26 protein-coding genes are annotated in these 25,411 nt (G+C 62.8%); 11 read left to right on the top strand and 15 right to left on the bottom strand.

Annotation, left to right across the window (positions count from 1 at the left end; all coding sequences use genetic code 11):
- The 3 genes from F6V30_RS06375 to F6V30_RS06365 form a co-directional block, all read right to left on the bottom strand.
- Positions 1-1,458 carry an RtcB family protein gene (locus F6V30_RS06375; RefSeq protein WP_151155966.1) on the bottom strand — a complete coding sequence of 486 codons (1,458 nt, stop codon included), beginning with the start codon at positions 1,456-1,458 and terminating at the stop codon, positions 1-3.
- 65 nt (positions 1,459-1,523) lie between these two features.
- Positions 1,524-2,453, bottom strand: a complete 930-nt coding sequence (locus F6V30_RS06370; RefSeq protein ID WP_151155964.1) for a DMT family transporter — start codon at positions 2,451-2,453, stop codon at positions 1,524-1,526.
- 63 nt (positions 2,454-2,516) lie between these two features.
- Entirely contained in the window at positions 2,517-2,852 is a 336-nt protein-coding gene (locus F6V30_RS06365) for a cupin domain-containing protein (RefSeq protein WP_151155962.1), read from the bottom strand.
- 287 nt (positions 2,853-3,139) lie between these two features.
- Here F6V30_RS06365 and F6V30_RS06355 point away from each other — a divergent pair, with 287 nt between their 5' ends.
- The 4 genes from F6V30_RS06355 to F6V30_RS06340 all read left to right on the top strand — a co-directional run bounded on the left by F6V30_RS06355 (position 3,140) and on the right by F6V30_RS06340 (position 7,953).
- Entirely contained in the window at positions 3,140-3,973 is an 834-nt protein-coding gene (locus F6V30_RS06355; RefSeq protein ID WP_151155960.1) for a sulfide/dihydroorotate dehydrogenase-like FAD/NAD-binding protein, read from the top strand.
- Complete coding sequence (gene gltA, locus F6V30_RS06350; protein WP_151155958.1) at positions 3,970-5,376, top strand: NADPH-dependent glutamate synthase; 1,407 nt, start codon at positions 3,970-3,972, stop codon at positions 5,374-5,376. Before F6V30_RS06355 ends, gltA begins: the two co-directional genes overlap by 4 nt.
- A 151-nt stretch (positions 5,377-5,527) precedes the next feature.
- On the top strand, positions 5,528-6,034 hold the full coding sequence (locus F6V30_RS06345) for an FKBP-type peptidyl-prolyl cis-trans isomerase (protein WP_149306784.1): 507 nt from the start codon (positions 5,528-5,530) through the stop codon (positions 6,032-6,034).
- A 539-nt stretch (positions 6,035-6,573) separates the two neighbouring features.
- On the top strand, positions 6,574-7,953 hold the full coding sequence (locus F6V30_RS06340; RefSeq protein ID WP_151155956.1) for a DEAD/DEAH box helicase: 1,380 nt from the start codon (positions 6,574-6,576) through the stop codon (positions 7,951-7,953).
- Between the two features lie 64 nt (positions 7,954-8,017).
- Here F6V30_RS06340 and F6V30_RS06335 read toward each other — a convergent pair whose 3' ends face one another.
- Entirely contained in the window at positions 8,018-8,668 is a 651-nt protein-coding gene (locus tag F6V30_RS06335; protein WP_151155954.1) for a cation diffusion facilitator family transporter, read from the bottom strand.
- Between the two features lie 242 nt (positions 8,669-8,910).
- Between F6V30_RS06335 and F6V30_RS06330 the strand changes: the two genes are divergently transcribed.
- From F6V30_RS06330 to F6V30_RS06315, 4 genes are all read left to right on the top strand, one after another.
- Complete coding sequence (locus F6V30_RS06330; protein WP_151155953.1) at positions 8,911-9,243, top strand: hypothetical protein; 333 nt, start codon at positions 8,911-8,913, stop codon at positions 9,241-9,243.
- Positions 9,244-9,382: 139 nt separating this feature from the next.
- Positions 9,383-10,615, top strand: coding sequence for a GGDEF domain-containing protein (locus F6V30_RS06325; protein WP_191965591.1), 1,233 nt, complete (start codon positions 9,383-9,385; stop codon positions 10,613-10,615).
- A complete protein-coding gene (locus F6V30_RS06320) occupies positions 10,612-11,637 on the top strand; it encodes a tRNA dihydrouridine synthase (RefSeq protein WP_338042760.1) in 1,026 nt (341 codons plus the stop codon). Before F6V30_RS06325 ends, F6V30_RS06320 begins: the two co-directional genes overlap by 4 nt.
- Before the next feature lie 3 nt (positions 11,638-11,640).
- A complete protein-coding gene (locus tag F6V30_RS06315) occupies positions 11,641-11,868 on the top strand; it encodes a DUF3820 family protein (protein WP_151155949.1) in 228 nt (75 codons plus the stop codon).
- A 104-nt stretch (positions 11,869-11,972) separates the two neighbouring features.
- Here F6V30_RS06315 and F6V30_RS06310 read toward each other — a convergent pair whose 3' ends face one another.
- On the bottom strand, positions 11,973-13,622 hold the full coding sequence (locus tag F6V30_RS06310) for a methyl-accepting chemotaxis protein (protein WP_246163243.1): 1,650 nt from the start codon (positions 13,620-13,622) through the stop codon (positions 11,973-11,975).
- 357 nt (positions 13,623-13,979) lie between these two features.
- Here F6V30_RS06310 and F6V30_RS06305 point away from each other — a divergent pair, with 357 nt between their 5' ends.
- Positions 13,980-14,981, top strand: coding sequence for a YhdH/YhfP family quinone oxidoreductase (locus F6V30_RS06305; protein ID WP_151155947.1), 1,002 nt, complete (start codon positions 13,980-13,982; stop codon positions 14,979-14,981).
- A 412-nt stretch (positions 14,982-15,393) separates the two neighbouring features.
- Positions 15,394-15,609: a hypothetical protein gene (locus tag F6V30_RS06300; RefSeq protein WP_151127685.1), complete on the top strand. Its 216-nt coding sequence runs from the start codon at positions 15,394-15,396 to the stop codon at positions 15,607-15,609.
- A gap of 137 nt (positions 15,610-15,746) precedes the next feature.
- Here the strand turns inward: F6V30_RS06300 and F6V30_RS06295 are convergent, their stop codons facing one another.
- The 9 genes from F6V30_RS06295 to F6V30_RS06255 form a co-directional block, all read right to left on the bottom strand.
- A complete protein-coding gene (locus F6V30_RS06295; protein ID WP_151155945.1) occupies positions 15,747-16,367 on the bottom strand; it encodes a pentapeptide repeat-containing protein in 621 nt (206 codons plus the stop codon).
- Between the two features lie 150 nt (positions 16,368-16,517).
- Positions 16,518-16,889, bottom strand: coding sequence for a c-type cytochrome (locus F6V30_RS06290; protein ID WP_151155943.1), 372 nt, complete (start codon positions 16,887-16,889; stop codon positions 16,518-16,520).
- A 46-nt stretch (positions 16,890-16,935) separates the two neighbouring features.
- Positions 16,936-17,751, bottom strand: coding sequence for a UbiA family prenyltransferase (locus F6V30_RS06285; RefSeq protein WP_151155941.1), 816 nt, complete (start codon positions 17,749-17,751; stop codon positions 16,936-16,938).
- The gene (gene coxB, locus F6V30_RS06280; RefSeq protein WP_151155940.1) at positions 17,748-18,959 is read right to left on the bottom strand and encodes a cytochrome c oxidase subunit II; all 1,212 of its coding nucleotides are present in this window, start codon (positions 18,957-18,959) and stop codon (positions 17,748-17,750) included. Before coxB ends, F6V30_RS06285 begins: the two co-directional genes overlap by 4 nt.
- 9 nt (positions 18,960-18,968) lie before the next feature.
- On the bottom strand, positions 18,969-19,259 hold the full coding sequence (locus F6V30_RS06275; RefSeq protein WP_151155937.1) for a cytochrome C oxidase subunit IV family protein: 291 nt from the start codon (positions 19,257-19,259) through the stop codon (positions 18,969-18,971).
- Between the two features lie 9 nt (positions 19,260-19,268).
- Complete coding sequence (locus F6V30_RS06270) at positions 19,269-19,865, bottom strand: cytochrome c oxidase subunit 3 family protein (protein ID WP_151155936.1); 597 nt, start codon at positions 19,863-19,865, stop codon at positions 19,269-19,271.
- Entirely contained in the window at positions 19,862-21,478 is a 1,617-nt protein-coding gene (ctaD, locus tag F6V30_RS06265) for a cytochrome c oxidase subunit I (protein ID WP_151155933.1), read from the bottom strand. The genes F6V30_RS06270 and ctaD overlap by 4 nt, the downstream gene beginning before the upstream one ends.
- A 102-nt stretch (positions 21,479-21,580) precedes the next feature.
- Positions 21,581-22,462, bottom strand: coding sequence for an SCO family protein (locus F6V30_RS06260; protein ID WP_246163241.1), 882 nt, complete (start codon positions 22,460-22,462; stop codon positions 21,581-21,583).
- Positions 22,463-22,515: 53 nt separating this feature from the next.
- Entirely contained in the window at positions 22,516-23,388 is an 873-nt protein-coding gene (locus tag F6V30_RS06255; protein WP_151155931.1) for a bifunctional 5,10-methylenetetrahydrofolate dehydrogenase/5,10-methenyltetrahydrofolate cyclohydrolase, read from the bottom strand.
- Positions 23,389-23,798: 410 nt separating this feature from the next.
- On the opposite strand from F6V30_RS06255, the gene F6V30_RS06250 reads away from it, so the two are divergent.
- Complete coding sequence (locus tag F6V30_RS06250; RefSeq protein ID WP_151155930.1) at positions 23,799-24,239, top strand: hypothetical protein; 441 nt, start codon at positions 23,799-23,801, stop codon at positions 24,237-24,239.
- A 135-nt stretch (positions 24,240-24,374) separates the two neighbouring features.
- Here the strand turns inward: F6V30_RS06250 and F6V30_RS06245 are convergent, their stop codons facing one another.
- Positions 24,375-25,364, bottom strand: coding sequence for a serine/threonine protein kinase (locus tag F6V30_RS06245; protein ID WP_151155928.1), 990 nt, complete (start codon positions 25,362-25,364; stop codon positions 24,375-24,377).
- Between the last annotated feature and the right edge of the window lie 47 nt (positions 25,365-25,411).

Here is a 25,411-nt window from a genome sequence, read left to right as displayed (position 1 = left end):
CTACCCCTTGATGTTGCCCATGGGCACCAGCTTGACCACCCGCCGGGAGAGCCCGGCCTCTTCGGTGGCGGCGGTAACCAGATCGATATCCTTGTAGGCAAAACCGGCTTCTTCGGCCAGGCCGCCCCAGGAATCGGTACGCACGTAAATCCCCCGCTGCTCCATCTCGCCCAGGAGCTTCTGCCCCCTGACCATCTTCTTGGCCTGGTGGCGGCTCATGGTGCGGCCGCTGCCGTGGGCCGTGGTGAAGAAGGTGGCCGCCGCCCCCGCCTCCCCTGCCAGCAGATAGGAGCCGGTCTCCATGCTGCCGCCGATGATCACCGGCTGGCCGGTCTCCCGGTAGCACGCGGGGATGCCGGCCATGCCGGGGCCGAAGGCGCGGGTGGCCCCTTTGCGGTGCACCAGCACCTCCCGCAGCGTGCCGTCCACCAGATGGCGCTCCAGCTTGGCCGTGTTGTGGGCCACGTCGTAGACCATGCGCATCCCCAACTCCTCGGGGGAACGGTGGAATATCTGGGAGAACACCTCCCGCAGACGGTACAGGATCACCTGGCGGTTGGCGAACCCCATGTTGACGGCGCATTTCATGGCCGCGAAATAGGCCTGCCCCTCGGGAGAGCGGAACGGGGCGCAGGCCAGCTCCCGATCGGGGAGCTGGATGCCGTACTTGGTGGTCATGACCCGCAGGAAGCTCTGCAGGTAGTCGGTGGCCACCTGGTGGCCGAAACCGCGGCTGCCGCAGTGGAACATGACCACCACCTGGTTGGGGATGGTGATGCCGAAGGAGCGGGCCGTGGCGGCATCGAAGATGTTTTCGGGCCGGGCCACCTGGATCTCACAGTAGTGGTTGCCGGAGCCCAGGGTGCCGATCTGGTCGAAGCCGCGCAGGGTGGCCTTGTCGCTCACCGCGTCGGGATCGGCGCCGCCGAAGCAGCCCCCCTCCTCGGTCATCTCCAGGTCCTCGGGCCAGGCGTAGCCTTTCTCCCGGCACCAGTGGGAGCCTTTCTCCAGCACCTGGCGGAACTCGCTGCGGGAGCAGCGCACGAAACCGGTGCAGCCGACCCCGGTGGGGATACGGGCGAACATCAGGTCCACCAGCTGGCGCAGGCGCGGCCGCACCTCCTCCTCGGTCAGGGTGGTCAGCACCAGGCGCATGCCGCAGTTGATGTCGAAGCCGATCCCGCCGGGGGAGATCACGCCGCTCGTCGGGTCCATGGCCGCCACGCCGCCGATGGGGAAGCCGTACCCCCAGTGGCCGTCGGGCATGCAGTAGGCGTATTTCAGAATGCCGGGCAGGCAGGCCACGTTGGCCGTCTGCTCGAAGACCCCCGCCTCCATGCCGGCCAACAGCCCTTCCGTGGCGATGATCCGCGCCGGGACCAGCATGCCGTCCTTGTATGACACGGGGAGTTCCCAGACCGTGGGGGCAACCTTGCGTAGTTGGGGAGGAAGGGACATGGCATACTCCTCCTTCCGGGGATACGATTCTGTGAATGAAGTATAGCACAACCGGTGAACGCCGCTCAGCCAGCCTTCAGGCGGACCGTTCCGCCGCACACCCCGGCGATGACCAGCATGCCCCCCCACAACTGGGGCCACCCGAGCCGTTCCCCCAACAGCAGGGCCGCCAACAGGGTGCCGAAGACCGGCACCAGATTGACGAACAGGGCCGCCCGGCTGGCTCCAAGGGCCTTGACCCCTTCGTACCACCAGACAAAGCCGGCCACCGTGCCGAGCAGGGCCAGTTGCAGGATGGCCACCCACCCCAGGATGCTGAAACGGTGCGGCCCGGCCCCGCCCAGCGCCTCCAGTACGGCGGCAGGGATCAGGAGCAGGGTGCCGGACAGGGCGGCATAGGCGGTCGCCACCAGGGGGGAAAAGGTGCCCATGGCCCGTTTGCCCAGGATCGAATAGGCCGCCCAACTGAGCGGCGCCCCGAGCAACAGCAGATCGCCGTGGTTGAAGGTCAGGGTGCGGAGCACGCCGGGATCGCCCCGGGTGACGATCACCCCGACGCCGGCCAGGGAGACCGCCAGCCCGACACCCTGGAGCGGCCTGATCCGTTCCCGCAGCCACCAGGCGGACAACACCGCCGTGAGCAGCGGGTTGATGGCGACGATGAGGGAGCCGTTGGCCGCGCCGGTCAGCTTCAGGCCGCTGAAAAAGAAGGCGTTGTAGCAAAAAATCCCGGTCAGGCCAAGGGAGAACAGGCCCAGCACCTCACGCAGGCTGCGGGGCACCGGCACGGCTTCGCCCCTGCGCTGCGCCTGCCGGGCCACCAGCGCCATCAGCACCACGGCCGCGATCGCAAAGCGACAGCTTGCGGCAAAGAACGGCGGCGCTTCATGCACCGCAAAACGGGCGGCCACAAAGGTGCCGCCCCAGAAAAAGGTCGTCAGGACCAGCTTGCAATATATCCCTGCCCTGCCGGCCTGCTGTGCGTCGTTCGTCACCCTGTCGTCGGCCCCCGATCATAGTATTCCCTGAAGTATCTGCCACAAGTGCCTGCCTGGTTGCTAACGCTCCCCCTCGGGGATATTGACCGATATCAGGGTAAGCTCGTCTGTCCCGGTATTGCGGTAATAGTGTTCTTCACCCGCCCGGATGCGGACCGCCAGCCCCGGCCGTATGGCTGTTTCCTCACCGGCCACCCCGACCACGCCCGAGCCGGACAGGAAGTAGAGCAGGTGGCCGTAGGCGTCGTGATGGGCCGCAAAGCCGCTCCCCGGCACGACGCGGGTCACGGTCATGGTGACCGTCTCGTCGAGGATGGTCGTGCCCAGCACCCCGTGGGCCACGTCCGGCCGCACCTGCTTCCACTCCCGTGCGCCGATGTCGATGAATCTGCCCATTGGCCGCAGCCCCTTTCCGCCGGCCCTTCACCTGCGCCGGCCATCACGTCGATCCCGGTCAGCGGCTCGCCTTAGCGTAGTCGATCATGCCTTGAAAGTCTACCACGACGGCCGTCTCGTTGCCAACCACCTAGGCATCGTGCCCCACGACAAACGCAAGATTTTGCCGCTTAAGCGGATCGTCACCCGGAGTGTGCCGACCGTATACAATCTTGTGTTTGCTTCACCATGTCGGATACCATATCGTCGGCCTTCGGGCCGTATATCTCATTTGGGCAGGTATTGACATGTTCGAAGTAGTAAGCAACGACGTCCTTGCACCGTCTCTCCACCGCATGGTGGTCAGAGCCCCGCGGGTGGCGGCGTCCCGAAAACCGGGACAGTTCGTCATCGTTCGTTCAGCACCGGGGGAAGAGCGTATTCCCCTCACCATCGGTGACGCCGACAACGCAGCCGGCACCATCACCCTGTTCATTCAGGCTATCGGCGCATCGACGCGCACGATCGTCGCCATACCTGCCGGCGGCTTTCTGCGCGACGTGGCCGGACCGCTCGGTCTGCCGACCCACATCGAAGCGTGGGGACGGGTGGCCTGCATAGGCGGCGGCGTGGGGACGGCGGTCCTCTACCCCCTGGCCAAGGCGCTTGCCGCGGCGGGCAACGACGTAACCACCATCATCGGCGGCCGCGCCGAGTCCTACATCATCCTGAAGGACGAGTTGTCGGCCTTTTCCAAGGAGGTGCTGGTCACCACCGAGGACGGCAGCATGGGGCGCAAGGGGTTTGTTACCGCCGAGCTGGCCGACCTGATGGCCAATCCCGACACCTGCCCAAAGGCGGTGTTCGCCATCGGCCCGGTGCCGATGATGCGGGCCGTGGCCGAGCTTACCCGCCCCTTGGGCATCACGACGGTCGTCAGCCTCAACCCGATCATGATCGACGGGACCGGCATGTGCGGCGGGTGCCGCGTGCTGGTGGGAGGCGAACCGAAGTTCGCCTGCGTGGACGGGCCTGAATTCGACGCCCACGAGGTAGACTTCGAAAACCTTTTTGACCGTCTTTCCACTTATCGCGGCCACGAGGCCGCCGATTGCAAACTGAACAGGCAGGTGCAGCCATGACCACACCCATGACAACCAAGGAACGTCTCGCCATCGACCGGGCCAGGATGCCGGAATTGGCGGCAACCATACGCAGTGCCAACTTTGAAGAGGTCAACCGCGGGCTTGCAGAGGACGATGCAATCCGCGAGGCGCAGCGTTGCATCCAGTGCAAGAACCGTCAGTGCGTCGAGGGGTGCCCGGTCGGGGTCTCGATCCCCGAATTCATAGGCAGGCTGGCGGACAACGACCTGCCCGGCGCCGCCCGCATCCTGCAGCACGACAACGCGCTGCCCGCCGTCTGCGGCCGGGTCTGCCCCCAGGAAACCCAGTGCGAGGCCAAATGCGTGCGCGGGATCAAGGGCGAGGCCGTGGCCATCGGCTACCTGGAGCGCTTCGTGGCCGACTGGGCCATGAAAAACGCCGCCCGACTCGGCGCGGAAACACCCCCACCGCCTACCGGCAAGCGGGTGGCCGTGGTGGGGTGCGGCCCGGCCGGACTCACCGCGGCCGGCGAGTTGGCCCGCGCCGGTCATGGCGTGGTGATCTTCGAGGCGCTGCACGACACCGGCGGGGTGTTGCGTTACGGCATCCCCGAATTCCGCCTCCCCAAGGCGATCATCGACGTGGAGGTCGACCGCCTGCGGGCCCTGGGCGTTACCATCGAATGCAACGTGATCGTCGGCAAGACCCTCACTCTGGCCCAACTCCGCCAGGAATTCGACGCGGTATTCATCGCCAACGGGGCCGGTCTGCCGACCATGCTCAACATCCCGGGGGAGAACCTGAAAGGGGTCTACTCGGCCAACGAATACCTGACCAGGGTCAACCTGATGGGGGCCGGACGCCTGGCCGACGCCAGTACGCCGATCATCAAGGGGCACAACGTGGCGGTCATCGGCGGCGGCAACACGGCCATGGACTGCGTGCGCACCGCCCGGCGGCTGGGCGCGGATCGGGCCATGATCGTCTATCGCCGCAGCGAGGCCGAGATGCCCGCCCGCGTGGAGGAGATCAAACACGCCAAGGAGGAGGGGGTCGAGTTTCTCATGCTGACCGCGCCGGTGGCCATCTTGAGCGCAGGCGACGGCTGGGCGACCTCCCTGCGCTGCCAGCGCATGGAACTGGGCGAACCGGACGCCTCGGGCCGGCGCAAACCGGTGCCGGTGGAGGGGGCCCAGTACGATGTCCCGGCCGATGTGATCGTCAACGCGGTCGGCACGGGGGCCAACCCGCTCCTGACGGCAACGGCTCCCGATCTGGCCCTGAACAAGTGGGGCAACATCGTTGCCGACGGGAACGGCCTTACCAATATTGAGGGGGTCTTCGCCGGCGGCGACATCGTCCGGGGCGGGGCGACCGTCATCCTGGCCATGGGGGACGGCAAACAGGCCGCAGCGGCCATCTCCACCTTCCTGTCCTGACCGTGGGCGGCTCCGGCGGTCGGAGCCGCCCGCCACCCCAGGCGTTGTGGGGGTCTGCACGATTTTTGTAGACGAACGACCATCTTCTCTCGTACCTTAGAGGAAGAGACAACGGCGATGAGCCGCATTACAGATGAGAGGTATGAGACACATGGCACAGGCAAAACAAGGCGACAAGGTAAAAATCGACTACACCGGCACGCTGGAAGATGGTACCGTTTTTGATTCAACTCTGGAGAGCGAGTGCGATTCCGATGAGTGCGGTTGCGAGGAAGATGGCGACTGCGGCGATGACGATTGCGGGTGCGGGTGCGAAAGCGGGCCGATGACACTGACCATCGGCGAGGGGGAGTTGTTTCCCCAGGTCGACGAGGCCCTGGTCGGCATGGCTCCGGGCGACAAGAAGACCGTCGTTATCCCGGCCGCCAGCGCCTTCGGCGAGTACGACAAGGAGCGGATCTTCACCGTACCGCGCAGCGACCTCCCGGACGACCTGGACCCGGTGGTGGGCGACGAGCTGGTGCTCGCCAATGAGGAAGAAGAAGAACTGGGCGTTATGGTCATCGAGGCAAACGCGGAGAGCGTCACTTTCGACGCCAATCACCCCCTGGCCGGCGAGGATCTCACCTTCGAAGTATCGTTGCTGGAGATACTGTGAGGCGTTGAGACACAGCCCCGCATAACCACAGGGAAAAGGCGGCCTTCGGGCCGCCTTTTTCTATTGTGGGCAGGTTCTGCGGCCCGACACCCGCCGGACATCCCCGCATGAGGCTCAAATTGAAATTGTACACTGAAATAAATTATTTAACAGTCTTTTCATATGTGTTTCCCGGAGGTATACTGTAATTACAGTAGCGCTACTGGAACAGACCGCCACGACAAGGAGGGGGAGACATAGAGGAAGTTTCACCCGAAAATCATGGTGCAGCAGAGACCCGGCAGGCGGTACGGCCGGAATAGCCCTTGAAAAGGGCACAAGGATAGACGTCGACAGAGGCCCGCGAAGTTCGCGGGCCTTTCATTTCCGCGGGTGCAGACCGCCCCCGTGGCCACCGTCCAACAGATCGCTTGACATAATCTGTCAAAAACTGTTATCTTTAACTAAATTAGCAGTACCGGATAACACGTCACGTCATCGTAGGCCCCGGAATAGCCGGGGCTTTTTTTTGTAAAACCAACGGAAACAGAGAGGCAATTATGGGTTTCACCCAGTTCAAGTTTCACCCGGCCGTGTCAGCCGGCATCCGCGAGGCAGGCTACTCGCACCCGACACCGATCCAGAAGGAAGCCATACCCAAGATAATGGAGGGACGCGATGTGCTCGGCCTGGCCCAGACCGGGACCGGCAAGACGGCCGCCTTCGCGCTGCCCATACTCGATCGGCTGAGCAAGGGGGCGCGCCATGCGACCCGCGCTCTGGTCATCGCCCCGACCCGGGAACTTGCGGAACAGATCGAGGCGTCCTTCCGACTGTTCGCAGGGCAGACCGGCCTGAAAAGCGCCACGGTTTACGGCGGCGTCGGCCAGACGCCCCAGATAGCCGCCCTCAAAAAAGGCACCGAGATCATCGTGGCCTGTCCCGGACGGCTGCTCGACCTCATGCAGCAAGGGGTGGCAGTGCTCGACAATGTCGAGGTGCTGGTCCTCGACGAGGCCGACCAGATGTTCGACATGGGATTTCTGCCCACGATCAAGAAGATCCTCCAGAAACTCCCCCCCAAGAGGCAGACCCTCCTGTTTTCGGCAACCATGCCGGACGAGATCCGGAAGCTGGCAGAAGAGATGCTGAAGGCTCCCGTGACGGTGCAGGTCGACACGATCAAGCCCGCCACCACGGTGCGCCACTCCCTGTATCCGGTCGAACAGCACCTGAAAACGGCCCTGTTGATGAAAATACTGGAAAAGCATACCGAGGGTTCGGTGCTGGTCTTCACCAGGACCAAGCACCGGGCGAAACGGGTCGGCGAGTTGCTGGTCAAGGCCGGCTACCAGGCCGCATCGCTGCAGGGCAACCTTTCCCAGAACCGGCGCCAGGAAGCCATGGACGGATTCAGGGACGGTTCGTACCGGATTCTGGTTGCCACCGATATCGCCGCCCGGGGGATCGATGTATCGTTGATAGGACTGGTCCTGAATCTGGATATGCCGGAGACGGCCGAATTCTACGTGCACAGGATCGGGCGGACCGGCAGGGCGGAGCGCACCGGGGAGGCCATAACGTTCGTTACCAGGGATGACGCCGGCGCCATCAGGACGTTGGAAAAGCTCTTGGGCAAACAGATCGAGCGCAAGACGCTGCCGGATTTCGACTACACGGTTCCGGCCCCGGCGAAGGATGAGGAATTCAAGCGGCATCCCCACGAGATGGGCAACCGCCGGCCGGCGGCCAAAAGCCACGCCCGGCAGCAGGCGAAAACCCCTGCCAGCGGTTCCGGACCATTCAGGACCAAGAGCGAGGTCGCCGGGGAGGAGACGAAAGCGTCCAAGGCGCAACCGACGGCGAAGCCGGGCGCCAAACCCGAAACCGCGCGTAGCGGGAAGCAGCGCCAATGGCGAGGCTCCAACGGCAGGCCCTGATCCACCCGATTGCACATCTTGAAGTCGTGGCCGCCGCAACCCGGGCGGCCGCGACTCCCTGCCATTATTCCCCGCCGCACTTCCCAGCGCAACAGCAGGTCATCCCCTTGGCCTTCCCAAACGCCTCGCTCCCCTCCCGCCAACTCAGCCAGGCGATCAGCATGGCGCCCACGGCATCGAGACTGCCGATCCCGGTCACTTCGTACCCCAGGCTGGCCGCCAGAAGGGCCAGCGACAGGTACATACAGGCCCGCGAACAGGCCGCATCGGCCAGGATGGCGGCAGAATCGAGCGCCCTGCCGACCTTGACCTTATGGTGAATCAGAGCCCACATAAAGGAGATCGAGACCAGCGAAACCACGATCCCCCACACCGTCGTCTGCGGCTTATGCTGTCGGCCGATGCTCACCACGGCAGTCAGAAACAGGCCCGCCGCCAGGCAGTAAAAGGAGCCGCCGGTTATCCGCAACGCCCGCTGCTCGAACTCATCCCTGGTTTCCCCGTTGTTGCCCCTGATCCTTTTCAACATGTGCCAGACGCCGATGGCCGAAACCACCTCGATGAACGAATCCACCCCGAATCCGAAGAGCGTCAGGGTTTCGTCGGCGGCGCCAAGCCACATGGAAGCAGCACCCTCAATGAAATTATACACGATGGTGAACAGCGCCAGGAAGTTGGCCTTGGCGTAAAGCTTGTTTCGGGTGGAGTGAAGCATATCCGTTGTATCCTCGCTGTCTTCGGCCCAAGAGCGGCTGGGCCATTTTCGATCTTACAACAAATATGCGCGCAAGTTTAGGACAAACAGCGGAATATCCTCCGCACGGTGTCGAATATTCTTCACACCGATAACGATGCATCGATACAAATTACATTTATATCAGCCGGTTATGGTTTTGGCACACCGCATGCTTTCCTGAAGGCACACGAGATTTTTTTCGATCAAAGGAGACCGTCACCATGAAGAAAATTACCGTAGTACTGGCCGCCGTTCTGGCCCTGTCCGTCCCGGTGCTGTCCCAAGCCCACGAACACGACGATCACGCTTCCATGGATATGACCCATGAGACCATGCACAACCATCAGGATGACCAGTGCGCAAAAGAATGCGACATGCTTCTGAAAGAGTGCGCCCGCGAGGTCGATACGATCCAGCAGCGTATCCAACGGATTCAAACCGAGATACGGGATAAGGGGGCAACGGTCTACACCCGTGAAGAGCTGCAGCTATTGAACAAGAAACTGAAAGAAACCAACGAGCAGATCCGGTCGTTCCAAAAACCGGGACGCTGACCGGCAGCCCCGGCCACGATTCGCCCGGGGCGCGGGCCGGGCATCTCAAACAGCATGACGGGAACGGGATACAGCCGGGCGGCATCCAGAGATTGAACCTTGGATGCCGCCCGGCTTTATGCTATTCTGTGCCATTCCCATGCTCAGAAAAATCTCCACAATTCTTGTCCCGATGACCGTTCTTTTTGCCGCCTGGGTCATCGTCTTCCGAATCCCCCTGCTTCCGCAGGAACAGCAGGGATTGGTGCCCCTCGTCACCTACCTGCTGTACATCGTGGGGATGCTCCTTGCCTGCCATTTCCGGCGGGGACGGGTCTTCCTGGCCCTGCTGGCCGTGGGGGTCTGTTACCACCTCTTTCGCACCCAGCTCACCCACGGGACCGACACCCCGGAGGCATGGCTCGTGTATCGCGCCGTGTCGGTGGTTGTTCCGTTCAACATCCTCCTCGTTGCCCTGATGCGTGAAAAGGGGTTCTGGAGCATGGCGGGGCGCATGCGCCTGCTCTTCGTCGCCACGGAGATCGGCGCCGTGTGGTTGACGATTCGCCTTGACCTGCATGCCCTGTGGGTCGCCTTGACGCGACCGCTTATCAACTGGCCGGCCCTTGAGCGCTTCGCCATGCCGCAACTGTGCCTGGTCCTGATCCTCCTGGCGGCCGGCATTGCCGTGCGGCGGGCGGTGTCCCTCGGTTCCCCCATCGAGGGGAGCGTATTCGCCAGTTGCGTCACCCTCTTCGTGGTGTTCCGGTGGATGTGGTCCCCCCATGTGCCGGAGACATTCTGTGCCGCTTCCGCCCTCATCCTGATCATGGCCGTTATTCAGGATTCCTACAACATGGCGTTCCGCGACGATCTGACCGGTCTTCTCTCCCGGCGCGTGCTCAACGAGCAACTGCCGGGCCTGGGGAGTCGTTACGCCATCGCCATGGTGGATGTGGACCATTTCAAAGACTTCAACGACAGCTACGGTCACGATGTGGGGGACCAGGTGTTGAAAATGGTGGGGGCGCGCCTGATGAACATGACCGGGGGCGGCTCGCCGTTCCGCTACGGCGGCGAGGAGTTTACGGTGCTGTTTCCGGGCAAGAGCGCCAAGGAGGCGCTCCCGCACCTGGAGCGGCTTCGCCAGGCAATCGGCGATTACCGCATGACCCTGCGCGGGGAGGACCGGCCCAGGGACGAGGAGCGGGGCAAGAGCCGCCGCTCCGCTTCGCGCAAGACCGGTGAGGTATCGGTGACGGTCAGCATCGGCGTGGCCGAAACGGGCGGCCGCCAGGCATCGCCCCAAGAGGTGCTCAAGGCGGCAGACAACGCGCTCTACAAGGCAAAGAACAGGGGCCGGAACCAGGTCTGCCTCGGGGGGGACAGATGAGGGAACCGGCCCCGAACGCGCACCATACCGTCCACACGGCCGAAGCGCCGTCCATCTCCCCCACTCCCCCGCTCCCCTGGCAGCCGGGCCATCCCCCCCTGATGCTGGCCCCCATGCAGGGGCTGACCAACCGGGCCATGCGGCGGCTGTTCATCGACTGGGTCCGCCCCGATACGGTCTTTACCGAATTCATGCGGGTCAATGCCGCCGCCCCGGTACGCCGACTCTCGGCCACCGACCTGCGCGAGATCGCTCCTCAGGAGGGGGGCGTCCCCTTGGTGGTGCAGTTGATCGGTCACGGCTGCGAGGCCCTGGTCTCCGCCGCCCGCTCCGCCCAGGCCGCCGGGGCCGCGCATATCAATCTCAACCTGGGCTGCCCCTACGGGAGGATGACCAGCGGCCTGACCGGCGGCGGCATGCTGCAACGCCCCGAACTGCTGGAGGAGATCATCTTCGCCCTGCGCAACGCCATTAGGGGCGGTTTTTCCATCAAGCTCCGCGCCGGCTATGACGATCCCAATCAAATCTTCGAACTGCTCCCCCTCTTCGAAGCCGCCGGCGTTGATTTCCTCGTGCTGCATCCCCGCACGGTGATCCAGGAATACCGGGGAGCGGCGGACCACGGCATCACCGCCCGCGTAGTGCGGCAGACCCGGTTGCCGGTCGTCGCCAATGGGGATATCCGCACGGCCGCCGACGGGACCCGCCTGCTGGAGGAAAGCGGCGCCGTCGGCCTCATGCTGGGCAGGGGTGCCATTGCCGACCCGCTGCTGTTCCAACGGTTGCGCGGCAGCGCCCCTGCCGAACCGGCCAAGGCCGAACGGGCAGCCATGCTGCAACGATACCTCAAGGAGCTTCTGGCCCGTTACGGAGAGCTGTTCTGCGGGGAGACCCAGGTCCTGAACAAGGTCAAGGGGGTGCTGGCAACCTTTGACGATGCCGACTTTGACAAGGCGGTCCGGCAGCTCCGCAAGGCCAAAACCATGGCGGCGTTCAGCGCCCGGCTCACAGAACTGGAGTAAACTATGGACACATCGGTACAACTCTTTGATCCGCAGAAATTGCTCGATTTGGCGGAAGCCCGCATGCCCTTCGGCAAATACCAGGGGCGGCTCTTGATCGACCTGCCCGAGCCCTACGTGGTCTGGTTCGGCCAGCAGGGTTTTCCCCAGGGCAAACTGGGCGACCAGCTGCGGACCATTTATGAGATCAAGGCCAACGGTCTGGAATACCTCTTCGATCCGTTACGCTGACCTCGCTTATCGACATCGGCCCACCACACAAAAGCCCATGGCGGCCAGCGGCTGCCATTGGCTTTTGTTCTACTATTGCCCGATTTCTCCCGACAACGCTACCGTCAGGCCAGCCTGAAACGATTGACAACGGCTTGAAGGCCGTCGGCCAATCCGGCAAGCCGTGAGGCCGAATCTGCGCACTCGTGGGAACCTTTTGCCGTATCCTGGACAAGCAGGGTTATATGCTGGATATTGCTGCTGATCTGTTCGGTGGTGGCCGTCTGCTCTTCGGCTGCCGTGGCAATCTGGCTGATCTGGAGCGAAACGGAATTAACCTGTTCCTGTATCTCGTGCAGGGCATGCTGCGACTTGCCAGCCACGGCAGTCCCCCCTTCCACCTCCCGGACCCCCTCTTCCATAGCCCTGACAGCCCCGCTGGTCTCCGTTTGAATAACCTTGATCATCTCGCCGATCTCGCGGGTCGCCGTGGTGGTTCGTTCCGCCAGCGCCCGGACCTCGTCGGCGACAACGGCAAATCCCCGTCCCTGCTCGCCGGCCCGGGCCGCCTCGATGGCAGCATTGAGCGCCAGCAGATTCGTCTGGTCCGCAATATCCTCGATGGTCACGATGATCGCGCCGATCTGGTCGCTCCGCCGCCCCAGGGTCTCTACCGTGGCCGAGAGCGCCCTCACCTGTCCCGCAATCCGTTCCATGACCGTGATGGTCTGCTGCACCACATCCACGCCGGTCGTCGCTATGGAACTGGACGCCTGGGAATTGTCGGCAGCCACATGGCAGTTCCGGGAGATCTCGTGGGACGTGCCGGCCATCTGCTCGCCGGCGGTCGCGACGCTTTCCGACTCCGAGGCGACCTTTTCGGTCGTATCGGCAATGCTCTGCGAGGTCACGGAAAGGTTTCGGGAAGCGTTGGCCAGATCGGCGGAGGTCGCGCTGACCCGGCCGATGACATCGCGAAAACCGTCTACCATGCTCTTCAGGCTGCAGAGCATCGTCCGCACGCTGCCGCGCCCGGCAACGGCAACCTCAAGGGAGAGGTCGCCGGCGGCAATCCGGTCGGTTATGGAACTGCAGTAGGCAAAGGTGCCGCTGATGCTTCTGATAATCAGGGTGCTCAGGATGGCGCATCCCAGAAGCACCACGAAGCAAACTCCGATCATGATCGCCTGGGACCGACCCAACAGTTTATCCGTGTCCTTTTCTATCAGGCTCCCTTTCGCCTCGGTAAGGGCCACCAGCTTGTCGATCTGCTTGCGGTGAGTGTCGTAGAGTCCGGCAAGGGACGTTTTTACGATGTCATCGGCTTTCGCCCTGTCCCCTTGCTGGATAGCCGGAAAGAATTCCTTGACGGCCTTGTCGAAGAACATCATGGCCGGGTTATAGGAACCATCCACCAGAAGCTGTTTCATCTCTCCCTCCGGCAACTCCTTTTGCCAGTAGGCATGGCGTTCTTCGTACTCTTTCTTCAGCTTGGTGAAGCTATCGTAGAGCTGCTGTTGCTTGGTTTTATCCGGCTCGTGCAGCGCCTGGAGGACAATCAGATACGGTTCGATGATATATTCGGGGGGAGGCAGAATATCGGCAACCAGGTCCTTGCCCTGCACGATCTCTCCGTATACCGGACCATTGACCTTTACCTTGTGGAGCACGGTGAACGCCGTGAGGGAAAAAACCATGAACCCGGCCATGGATACGCACGCCAGGGCAATGATCTGCTGCAGAATGCTGAAACGGGAAACCTGCCGATGAACCATCTAAGTACTCCTCGTTGAGTCAGGATTTTATACAACTTTAGGCCCATCGTCATCAAACAGCGTTACCTTTAGCACTTTTATTTCTATTTACCCCCTGTCTGCACAGGGCCAATTGCTCCGTCAGTCGTATCGCTATGTGGTGTTGCTACGTCCCCTCGGTTCACGATCAGATCCCGATCGCCACGGTCTCCTGCTCGCCCACGCCGAGGGAGAGCAGAAAACCGTGGTGCCCCACGGGGGAGTGGCGTTCGAATTCCCCATGGCAATGCTCCATGACGGCGCTTGTGAATCATGTATATTGGGGTATGTTTCTTTGAGGGGAGAACCCCTCCCCAAAGCCACGAGAGGAGCGAGCCCATGGAAGATACCGTTTTCAAGGCCATGATCGTCGAGGAGCCGCACAAAGGGATCTTTACGCGCCGCATCGGAGAACGGCGGATCGGCGACCTTCCGCCGGGAGAGGTCATCATCAGGGTCCACTTCTCCTCCCTCAACTACAAGGATGCCCTTTCCGCCACGGGCCACCCCGGCGTCAGCCGCAACTTCCCCCATACCCCGGGTGTGGATGCGGCCGGCGAGGTTGCGGCCTCTTCCACGGATGCCCTCTCCCCCGGCGACCGGGTGATCGTCACCGGCTACGACCTGGGCATGGGCACCCCCGGCGGTTTCGGGCAGTACATCCGCGTACCCGCGGCCTGGGTGCTGAAACTTCCGCCGGGCTTGAGCCTCCGGGAGAGCATGATACTCGGCACGGCCGGTTTCACCGCCGCACTCTCGGTGCTTCGGCTCATGGAGGCGGGGGTGCGGCCGGCCAGCGGCGACGTCCTCGTCAGCGGAGCCACCGGAGGCGTCGGAAGCATCGCCGTTGGCCTGCTGGCAAAGGCCGGCTACCGGGTCGTGGCAGCCAGCGGCAAGGAGCATGAACGGGAGTTCCTTCGCTCCCTCGGGGCCGCCGAGGTCATCAGCCGCGACGAACTGCTGCAGGGGAGCGAGCGCCCGCTCATGAAGGAGCGTTGGGCCGGCGCCGTGGATGTGGTGGGAGGAACCGTCCTGGCGGCGATCCTCAAAGGGACCCGTTACGGCGGGACCGTCACCTGCTGCGGCCTGGTCGGTTCCTCGGAACTTCCGGCCAACGTCTTCCCCTTCATTCTGAGAGGCGTGGGACTTTTGGGGATCGACTCGGTACAATGCCCCATGGGACCGCGCGTCACCGTCTGGAACCGCCTGGCGGACGACTGGAAATTGGACACCCTCGCCGGGATGGCCGTCGAATGCGGTCTCAATGAACTTGAGCAAAAGATCCAGACCATGCTGCACGGCGGACTCCGGGGGAGGACCGTCGTCAACCTCTCCGACTGAATGCCAGCCATGCCGCACCTGTTCTTCCCAGGCGGCCATCGGCCGCCTTTTCCGCCCGGCCACGCGGAAGTCCCGTCCCCCACGCACGGCTTTTCCCCTCTATTCTGACGGTTTATGCCCATCCGCTAGCGTGCCGCGCCGTCACCCGCTGCCGAATCGACAGCGAAGCCGGCGGCGTGCCATTTAATTACAAAATATTGTTTGATTTATTTTTTTGTTTTTATTTCAATTATTTATAGTAATACTAAATCATGTTTGCGCTCAAAAATAGAAAACATATCTATTCAGTAATACAACAATCGTGTAACATTTTGTTTTGTTTGAATAATTTTGGTATTACCACTTGCTTTTTTCAAATACGCCGTTTATAGTATTACTAAATTAAAGTGATAGTTTAAAGAGGAGAAGAATCATGACATGCCCAGTATGCAACACCAATGGACACTATTTCGGGATTGATTCCGCTGCGGATGGGTCCGCCGAGAATGTGGTGACCTGTCTGTTCTGTGGAACGACCCGGACGACGGATAGTACGTTGACGGAGACCATCAAGAACGGCAAGGAAAAATCCTTCCTCAAGGCGTTCTCCAAGTATACGGAAAACGACGATCTCCATCTGGCGGCGTAACGACGCAGCCTTGCCCGGACTGAAGAACAACGCAGACACACAACCACGACAAAAGGCGGCCAATGGCCGCCTTTTGTCGTTGAGAACGTGTCCGTAAATAACTATTGGTCGGGTATCGTGCCCGGATTCAGGCCGGATTACTTGGAAGCAAAGGGCGAAACAGCTTCCCGGCACATGCCATGGGACCCTTTCCCGCAGATCCTGCCATCCTGCCAGATGGCCCCGTCAAGAATGGCGTTTTCCAGATTCGAGCCGGTGAGGCCGCTCAACTTCAGGCTGGCCATCCGCAGGTTTGCGCCGGCAAGATTGGCCCGCTCCAAGTCCGATTCCCCCAGGTCGGCGCGCTCCAGGTTGGCATTACTCAGATCAACGCCTTTCAGGTTGCACTTGCTGAGATTAACCCCCGTCAGGTTCATGCCGCTCAGGTTCCTGCCCGACAGGTCCCGCCCCGTTTTCAGGAGTGCCATGACCTCCCCGATGGAGAGCCTTTTGCCGGGAGCGGTTTCGACGACCGCCGAAGACGCCGGGCGCAACGCCTTGCCCTTGGCCGACGATTTTTTCTTTTTCATCTTCTTGGGGACAACCGCGCCGAGACTCTTTTGGGGAGCCGGCGAGACCTGATCGGCCGACGCGGGGATTGCCGGATCGTTGCCCCCACGTGCCCCTTCCGCGGCCCACACGTTTGAAGAGGGAACAGCCGCGAGTGAAACAGCCACAAAGAAAACTGCTACGGCACCAAACACCCTGAATATCGTCATGACGTACCTGCCTTGCGACCTCGAAAACCAGCCAAAACGGTCCGCGGGGAGAAATGTGTGCCCGATAGTATCATGCCGGCGAAAAAAAGCAACCAACCGGGGCGCTCACCGCCGTGGCACCAGCGGCAGCCCCCTGCCCGTGTATCCATCCTACCTGAAGGCGTACAGCACATACTCGGCGATTGCCCCGGCATCCTCGTCGGACAGGGTTGCCGCATCGAAGCGGATCATGCGTGAAATGGGGGTACGCATGATCCGCACGATATCCTGGGGCCTGGTGATATGGTGCGAGCGCAGGGCCCGCCCCCGCAGGGTGCGTTCCGGGTCGCTGACATTGCCGCCATCGGGATGGCAGGCGGCGCAGTACTGCCTGAACAACTCCTCACCCCTCTGCACCTGTTGCTGCCGGGGCGCTGCCGCCGGGGGGCGTTCCCGCCCCTGGGGCGGTTCATTGCTGCACCCTCCCGGCAGAAACACGGCAACCAGCACAACCGCACAGGCCTGCATCGTTATTCTGAACATGACAGCCTCCTGAGCAAGGTATCGATGGCGGCAACAATGTGCCGGTTCAAAAACGGCCGAGGGAGAGCGTGACGGTCACCAGCAGCGGAAACAGGTTGAGGTACGGGAAGAGGAATCTTTCGGAACGGGCCAGGGAGATGACGGCCAGCGGCAGGGGAAAGAGGGCATACCAGAGGGCGGCCTGCCGCCCGATGATGCCGAAGGCCGGCAAAAGCATGGCGGCGGCGGTCAGAGCGGCCATCCAGAGCCACACCAGGCCGGTCTCCCCGACCGGAGGGCGGAGGAGCGGGATGCCGGCGGCGCGGTAATCGGCGGCATGGCGGCGCTGGAAGAGCCAGAAATGGGGAATCTGCCACAGGTACAAAAGCCCGGCCAGGAACATGACCCGGTAATCCGCCGGGCTCCCCCCGGCCAGGCACCAGCCGATCAGCGGCGGCGCAGCGCCGCACGCCGCTCCCGCTGCCAGGGCAAGGGAGGTGCGGCGCTTGAGGGGGGTATAGACCGCCAGATACCACACCAGGGCCGCGGCGCCGAGCAGCGGGGGGCGTAAACCGCCGGCAGCTGCCAGGAGCAGCAGGCCGCCCGTCACGGCGGCCGCGCCGATGACCGTTGCGGAAAGGGGCGTCAGGTCGCCTTGGGGAAGGGGACGCCGGTTGGTGCGCACCATCAGGCGGTCCAGGTCCCGCTCTACCACCTGGTTGATGGCGGAGCCCCCGGCGGCCAGGAGCGCCACCCCGCCCAGAAGCGCCCCCAGGGAGAGGACCCGCACCCCGGCCGGGTGGAGGAGGTAGCCCCCCGCTGCGGCAACGCCGTTCAAGAGCGCCAAACGCGGCCGGAACAGCCTGAGCAGGGGGGCAATCACCTGAGCCCCTCGATGAATCCCACCAGGGCCGTCACCTCATCGTCCGACAGGGCGGGATCGGCGGGCATGATCGCCTGAAACCCTTCCACCACGGCGGCCGCCGGTTGGCGGATCGACTCCCGCAGATATCCTTCGTCGGCCGTAACAATGGTCTTGGTCTTCCCCCGCAGCACCGTAACCCGGGTGCCGAACAGCCCCTTGAAGGTGGGGCCGACGCCACGGCTGCCGTCCAGGGAATGACAGACCAGACACCCCTTTTCCTGGGCCAGCTTCCTGCCGTCGAGTTTGGGGGAAGCGACGCCGCCGGTGCGGAGGTACGCGATGATCGCCTTGATCTCCCCCTCCGTGAGCACCCCGGCAAAGGGAGGCATGATCGGCTGGAAGCCCTTGACCACATCGGCGTTCGGTTCCAGCAGCGAGCGCCGCAGATAGGCCTCGTCCACGGTGATATGCCGCTCCGCACCATTGCTCAGGACCGTCTCGCTTCGCCCCCAGATCCCCTTGAGCGTTGGTCCGACCCCCGGCGTGCCATCCAGGGTGTGACATCCCAGACAGCCATGCTTTTCCAGGAGTTCATGGCCGGGCAGTTCCCCCTTGCCGGTCCGCTGTTCCAGCCAGGCGGCAAACTCCGCCGCGGGCAGCGCCTCCACGGTGGTGATCATGGCCGAATGGCCGGTGCCGCAGTACTGGGAGCAGAACAGGTCGTAGGAGCCGGGCTTGGTGGCCACGAACCAGGCATGGTTCTTCATCCCCGGCACCACATCCCGCTTGACCCGGAAGGCGGGCAGGTAGAATCCGTGGATCACATCCCGGGAAACCAGTTCCACCCTCACCGGCTTGTTCACCGGCACATACAGCTTGTCACTGGTCCTCCCGTTGGCGTAGGCAAAGCTCCACGACCACATGCGGGCCGTGGCGGTCACCTCCATGGCCCCCGTGGGCACGTTGCGCAGCGCCAGATAGCCCGCCCAGCCGTAGTAGAACATGACCAGCACCAGAAGGGTCGGGAGCACGATCCAGACGATTTCCAGCCAGAGATTGCCCGCGACCTGGGAGGTCGGTTCCGGAGCCCGGGAACGGTGGTAGCGGACCACAAAGAACACCATGGCCGCGGTGATGCCGGCCAAGAGTACCAGGCAGGCCCCGAAGATGAACATGAAGACCGGGTCGATGGCTTCGGTCGTGGTGGTGAGATATGCGCTATTCACGGTAGCTCCTCAGCGGTAGAGCACGTCGAAGAAGGTAAAGCCTATGAAGATGGCCAGGGTCACCAGGGCCACGAACAAAAGCCAGCGCAAGAGCCGCCCCTCGTACTTCATGTGCATGAAGAATGCGATCACGAGCCCCGACTTGAGGCAGGCGATGGTCAGCGCCCCCAGCACCTTGTAGCCGCCCAGTTCGACACGGGTGATCAGAACGGTCAGGGCGGTCAGGGCCAACAGGGCCAGCCAGACCTGCGCCAGCTTGCCGTAACCTACGATATGATGGGCACTCGTGTCGGACGTCATGCGGGACTCCTAGAGAATCAGGTAATACAGCGGGAAGATGAAAATCCAGATCAGGTCCACCAGGTGCCAGTACAGGGCGCCGTTCTCCAGCAGGATGTAATCTCCGCTGTGGACGGCGCCCCGTTTCACCTTGGCCCCCACCCAGGCCAACAGCGTGGCGCCGATCAGCACGTGCAGGCCGTGGATGCCGGTGGTCATGAAGTACAGGCTAAAAAACACCGACTCCCCCGGAGGGCCGGCAGCCAGGTGGGGGGAGTTGGGATAGATGCCGTGCAGGATCTTGGTGCTCCACTCCACGTACTTGATCGCCATGAAGATGGCCGCGCAGAGGATCGTCCCGCCGAGCAGCCACAGGGTGCGGCGCGGCTCCCCCCGTTGCACGGCGGTGACCGCCATGGCCACGAACAGGCTGCTGGTCAGCAGAACAACGGTGTTGATCGTGCCGAATACCACGTTCAATTGACGGCCGGCCGACGAGAAGTCATGGGGGTAGCGGGAAAGATAGGCCGAATAGAGCAGGAACAGGCCGCCGAACAGGAGCAGTTCGGTGAACAGGAACAGCCACATGCCGAGCTTGGCCCCGCTGTCGTCCTTGAGGTGGCTCATGGGATACCGGTCCCCCTGAAGTCGTAGGGGCCGTGGGTGACGACCGGCTCCTCTTCGAAGTTTTCCGTGGGGGGCGGCGTGGCGGTCGTCCACTCCAGGGTCGCCCCCCCCCAGGGATTGCCCGTGAACGGCTCTCCCCGGAACAGGCCGCGGAACAGATTCACCAGCATGACGATCAGTCCGGCCGCCAGAATCCAACTGCCGACGGTGGCCACCAGGTTGAGGGTGGCGAACTCGGGCAGGTAATCGTAGTAGCGTCGCGGCATCCCCTTCATGCCGAGCACCTGCATGGTGAAGTACATGACGTTGAACCCGACGAACATGAGCGCCCAGGCCACGATGGCCGGTTTTTCGGCATAGCGGCGGCCGTAGAACTTGGGCAGCCAGTAGTGCATGGCAGCAAAGAAGGCGAAACCGGCGCCGCCGAAGATCACGTAATGAAAATGCCCCACCACGAAATGGGTGTCGTGCACGTGGACGTCGGTGGCGGCCGCCCCCAGGATCAGGCCGCTCAAGCCGCCGATGGAGAAGAGCAGGATAAAGGAAAGGGCGAACAGCATGGGCGCGTCCAGGGAGATGGAGCCCTTGTAGAGGGTGGACACCCAGTTGAATACCTTGATGGCGGAGGGGATGGCGACGATGAAGGTCAGAAACGAGAAGACCAGGATGGCGGTGTCGCTCATGCCGCTGGTGAACATGTGGTGTCCCCAGACCAGGGAGCCGAAGGCCGCGATGGCGATGCTGGAAAAGGCGATCATCTTGTAGCCGAAGATCGGCTTGCGGGAGAAGACCGGGATCACGTCCGAGATCACCCCCATGCCGGGCAGGATCATGATGTAGACCGCCGGGTGGGAATAGATCCAGAACAGATGCTGGTACATGACCGGGTCGCCCCCCCGGCCGGGATCGAACAGGCCGGTGCCCAGGAGCCGCTCGGCCATGACCAGCACCAGGGTGATGGCCAGGATCGGCGTGGCCAATATCTGCACCCAGGCCGTGGCGTACAGGGACCAGACGAACAGGGGGAGCCTGCCCCAGGTCATCCCCTCGGCCCGCAGGCGGTGGATGGTGGTGATGAAGTTGAGACCGGTCAGGATCGACGAGAAGCCGACCACGAAGACCCCGAACACCGCCAGGGAGACGTTGGTGCCGGTGCGGGAGCTGAAGGGGACATAGAAGGTCCAGCCGGTGTCGGGCGGACCGCCGCCGGTGAAGAGCGAGGCGAGGATGATCACGGCACCCATGATGTAGAGCCACCAGGAGAACAGGTTCAGGCGGGGGAACGCCACGTCGCGGGCGCCGATCTGGATCGGCATGACCAGGTTGCCGAAGGAGCCCTGGAAACCGGGGATGATGAAGAGGAAGATCATCACCACGCCATGCACGGTAAAGAGGGCATTGTAGGTCTGGGGCCCCATGATGGTGCGCCCCGGCGCCATCAGCTCGATCCTGAGCAAGAGCCCCAGCAGGACCCCCACCAGGAAGAAACCGAAGGTGGAGTAGAAATAGAGCAGTCCGATCCGCTTATGGTCGGTGGAGAATATCCAGGCTGCGAGGCCGCTCCTGCCGGTATCGTTCCAGAAACTTGGCTGCGTAGGCTGAACGGTGGTCATCAAACCTCCCGGAAAGGTGAAGAACGATGTTCGCGGTGAACGGTAAAATCGTCACCGCGCGGGATAACGGAAAAAACGGGGTAGGCTCCGGCCGGTATCCTGTTAATCCTGCTCCTTCTTGTCGGCAAGGGTGCCCGGTTTTCTTCGCGTTGCCCCGCCCAGCAGCAAAAAGGCCAGGAAGCCCCCGGCGCAGAGGATCACCACCGTGGCGCTCACCCGCAGCAGGTTGAAGACATAGGTCTTGCCCGTGGGATCGAAGCTGAAGCAGAACTCCATCACCTTGCGGATGGAGGCCCCCGCCTTCCCCTCCCGCGCCTCCAGCAGGGCCAGGGACACATCCTTGGCCAGGAAGGTCGTGCCGTACAGATACCGGACGATGGTGCCGTCCCCGGCGACCACCAGGGTCGTCACCGGATGGATGAAGTCCCGCCCCCGGCGTTGGAAACGATACCCGGCGGCAGCGGTCACGCGCCGGATGCTTGCGGCGTCGCCGGTGAGAAAGCGCCAGCCGTCCTCGGGAAAGGGGACATTCATGGAGGTCAGGTACATGCGCTTGTAGCGGGCGGCGAGTTGCGGCGTTTCGCTCTCGTCGAAGCTGAAGGAAATGACGCGGTATTCGGTCGCCGGTCTGTTCTTCAGGGTCGGCAGGACCCGCGCCAGCCCCCCTTGCAGGTAGTTGCACACATTGGCGCAGCTGTAGTACACCGGGAGAATGATGGTCGGCCCGGTGATCAGGTCCCGCAAGCGGACCGTCCTCCCCGCCTCGTCGCGAAAGGTTGCGTCCAGGGGGATTTTGGCACCCAACCGCTCATCGACCCCGACCGCCGCCCCCCCTTCTTCCGGGAAGGGATCGCCGGCCTGGTGTTTTTGAGAGGCTTCTTCGCTGTGGGCACCGGCCCTGCAGGGGCACAGCATGAGCACCGCGAGCAGCATTGCCGCCCCGCAGCGAGCCATCCGAGCCGTTGTGCCACTCAAACATGCCATAATAGTATCCACCCGTCGGTTCCAGCGCCATGTCGCGGCCCGTTGCCTTGGCCTCAGGTCAAATTGAAATTGTTCTCGTAGGCCATCAGGGTGTTGATCATCAGGGCCGCCACGGTCATACGACCGACACCGCCCGGCACCGGGGTGATCCAGGAGCACTTGGGGGCGACCGCAGCGAAATCCACATCCCCCACCAGCTTGCCGTTCTCCAGCCGGTTGATGCCCACATCGATCAGCACCACCCCCTCCTTGACCATGTCCTCGCTGACAAAGCCGGGGATGCCCACCGCCACGATCACGATATCGGCCCGGCGCGTCTCGTCCAGCAGGAGCGGCCGCGGGGTTTCGATATGGGTCAGGGTGACGGTGGCATTGCCGATATCGAAATCATTGGCCAGCATGATGGAGATCGGCTTGCCGACGATGTTCGAGCGGCCGATGACGACGCAGTGTTTCCCCCTGATCGGTATATCGTAGAACTGCAACAACTTGCAGATGCCGTAGGCGGTCGCCGGGCGAAAGGCCTTCTGGCCGAGGGCCATGCGGCCGAAGTTGGTGGGGTGGAAGCCGTCGATGTCCTTTTCCGGGGCGATGGCATTGATGACGTTCTGCTCGTTGATATGGGAGGGGAGCGGCAGTTGGACGATCACGCCGTCGGTGCTCGGGTCGTTGTTGATACCATTGATCTTCGCCAACAGCTCCTGTTCCGTGACCGTTTCCGGCAGGCGGATCAGGTTCCCCTCGAACCCGGCTCTCCCGCAGGAGGCGATCTTGGATTTGACATAGGATTCGCTGGGGGCGTGCGTGCCGACCAGGATGATGGTCATATGCGGCTTGCGCAGGCCGGAACCGATATAACCGGCGACCTTCCGGGAAATATCGGCCACCAGGCTCTCAGCGCACTTCTTACCGTCCAGCAGTTCCATGATTATACGGCTCCTTGCTTCGGAATATCGGTCCCCCCGGTTCTTCCGGAGAAACGAGGCGTTTAGGAAGTAGTATCACAAATCAGTGAGGGCCGCAACCGACGGGCGCGCATTTGGCAGCCCACTCCCCGCCGGAGGCAGCAAAGAAACGGTGCGCAGCGCTGTTTCTTGTCGTATTTCAAGGGGATGTCTGAGCGGCGGCACGGCGTCCGCCGGGGCGGCAGGTCCGGCGGGGCCTGTTTTGTTTGACAGCACCCCAGGAAAGCTGGTACGCTGGAACATCCGTGGACGATACCATCACGGTGCAGACCGTGTCACGTGCGTCGCCACATAATGCTCCGGAGCAGTCCGGAGTTTTTTTATTGTGATGAATGCAGAAAATTTAATAGTCGGGAATACGGGAGAGCAGCATGGCAACCAAAAAATTAGCGGCAGGGGACTGTATCGAGGCGCGCTGCACGCGCTGCCGGGCAGTGCTCAATCATACCATTGTCGCCATGGTCGGGGACAAGATCATCAGGGTCGAGTGCAATACCTGCCGCGGGATGCATAATTACCGTGGCGAGAAGACAACCAAGGAACCGGCGGCAAGGACAACCAGGACAGCGGCAGCCGCTGCCCCCCGCAAAGCGCGGAAGGACCCGGGAGCCGCCGAGCGGGAAGAGTGGGAATCCCTCAGCCCGGCCATGGAGCCGGGACGCGCGCTCCCGTACGATATGAATGGCAAGTTCCGCGTGAACAGCCTGGTGGCTCACCCCGTGTTCGGCCTCGGCGTCGTCAAGGTCATGGTTACGCCCAACAAGATGCAGGTCCTGTTCCAGGACGGGAAAAAACTGCTCCGCTGCGGGTAGCTCGACGAGTTAAAACAATCAGTTACACAAGACTAATTGCTAAAATCAAGGGGCTCCCACGAGCCCCTTTTTTCTTTCCTGCATGAATTGGAAGAGCGCCGCCGGCCGGAAGGCCCCCAACCGCGCTGCCATCCCCTATCCCACCAGTTCCAGCGGCGGTTCCCCGAGGGCGGCCAGCTGCTCGCGCAGGTCGAGGATGTGCTCTCCCCAGTAGCGGACGGTGTTGAACCAGGGGAACGTGGCGGGAAAGATCGGGTCTTCCCAGCGGTTGGCGAGCCAGGCGCTGTAATGGAGCATGCGCAGGGCGCGCAGGGCCTCGACCAGGCGCAGCTCCGCCGGATTGAAGTCGAAGAATTCGTTGTACCCCTCCAGCAACACTTCCAATTGGGCGCTCCGCCGCTGGCGGTCACCGGAGAGCATCATCCAGAGGTCCTGAACCGCCGGGGCCATGCGCGCATCATCGAAATCCACGAAGTGAGGGGCATTGTCGCGCCACAGGATGTTGCCGCTGTGGCAGTCGCCATGGGAGCGGAGGTAACGGATCGGCCCGGCCTCGGCCAGGATACCGTCCACAGCCGCCAGCAATTGGTCGGTCACGGCGGTGTAGCTTGCCCGGTACTCCTCCGGGATAAAGCGCTCCCGGATCAGCTCGACGCTGGCATGGCCGAAACTCCGGCTGTCCAAGGTCGGCCGGGAGGCAAACGGCTGCACGGCGCCTATGAGATGGATTCTGCCCAACATACGGCCCAGGATCAGCAGGTTGTCCAGATTGTCGAACTCCGGGGCATGCCCTCCCTGGCGCGGGTAGAGGGCGAAACGGAACCCGGCGTGGCGAAAGAGGCTCTCGCCGGCGGCATTGGTCCAGGGGGCCACCACCGGCAGTTCATGTTCGGCCAACTCGAAGCAGAAGCGGTGTTCTTCGACGATCTGCTCGTCGCTCCAGCGGCCGGGGCGGTAGAACTTGGCGATCAGGGGCAGCCCCTCCTCGATGCCGACCTGGTACACGCGGTTCTCGTAACTGTTCAGGGCAAGGGTGCGGCAATCGCAACGAAACCCCTGGCTCTCGACGGCATCCATGATGAAGCCGGGGATAAGGGTCTGGAAAGGATGGGGGCTTTCAGGCATCGTGAGTGGTTCTCCATGGCGTTTCGGCTTGCAGGAAAGGGATCGGC

This window comes from Oryzomonas sagensis (assembly GCF_008802355.1).
In the GTDB taxonomy this organism is placed as follows: Bacteria; Desulfobacterota; Desulfuromonadia; order Geobacterales; family Pseudopelobacteraceae; genus Oryzomonas; species Oryzomonas sagensis.
Note: the sequence above shows the minus strand (reverse complement) of the source record. Positions and strands in the feature narration are given on the sequence as shown.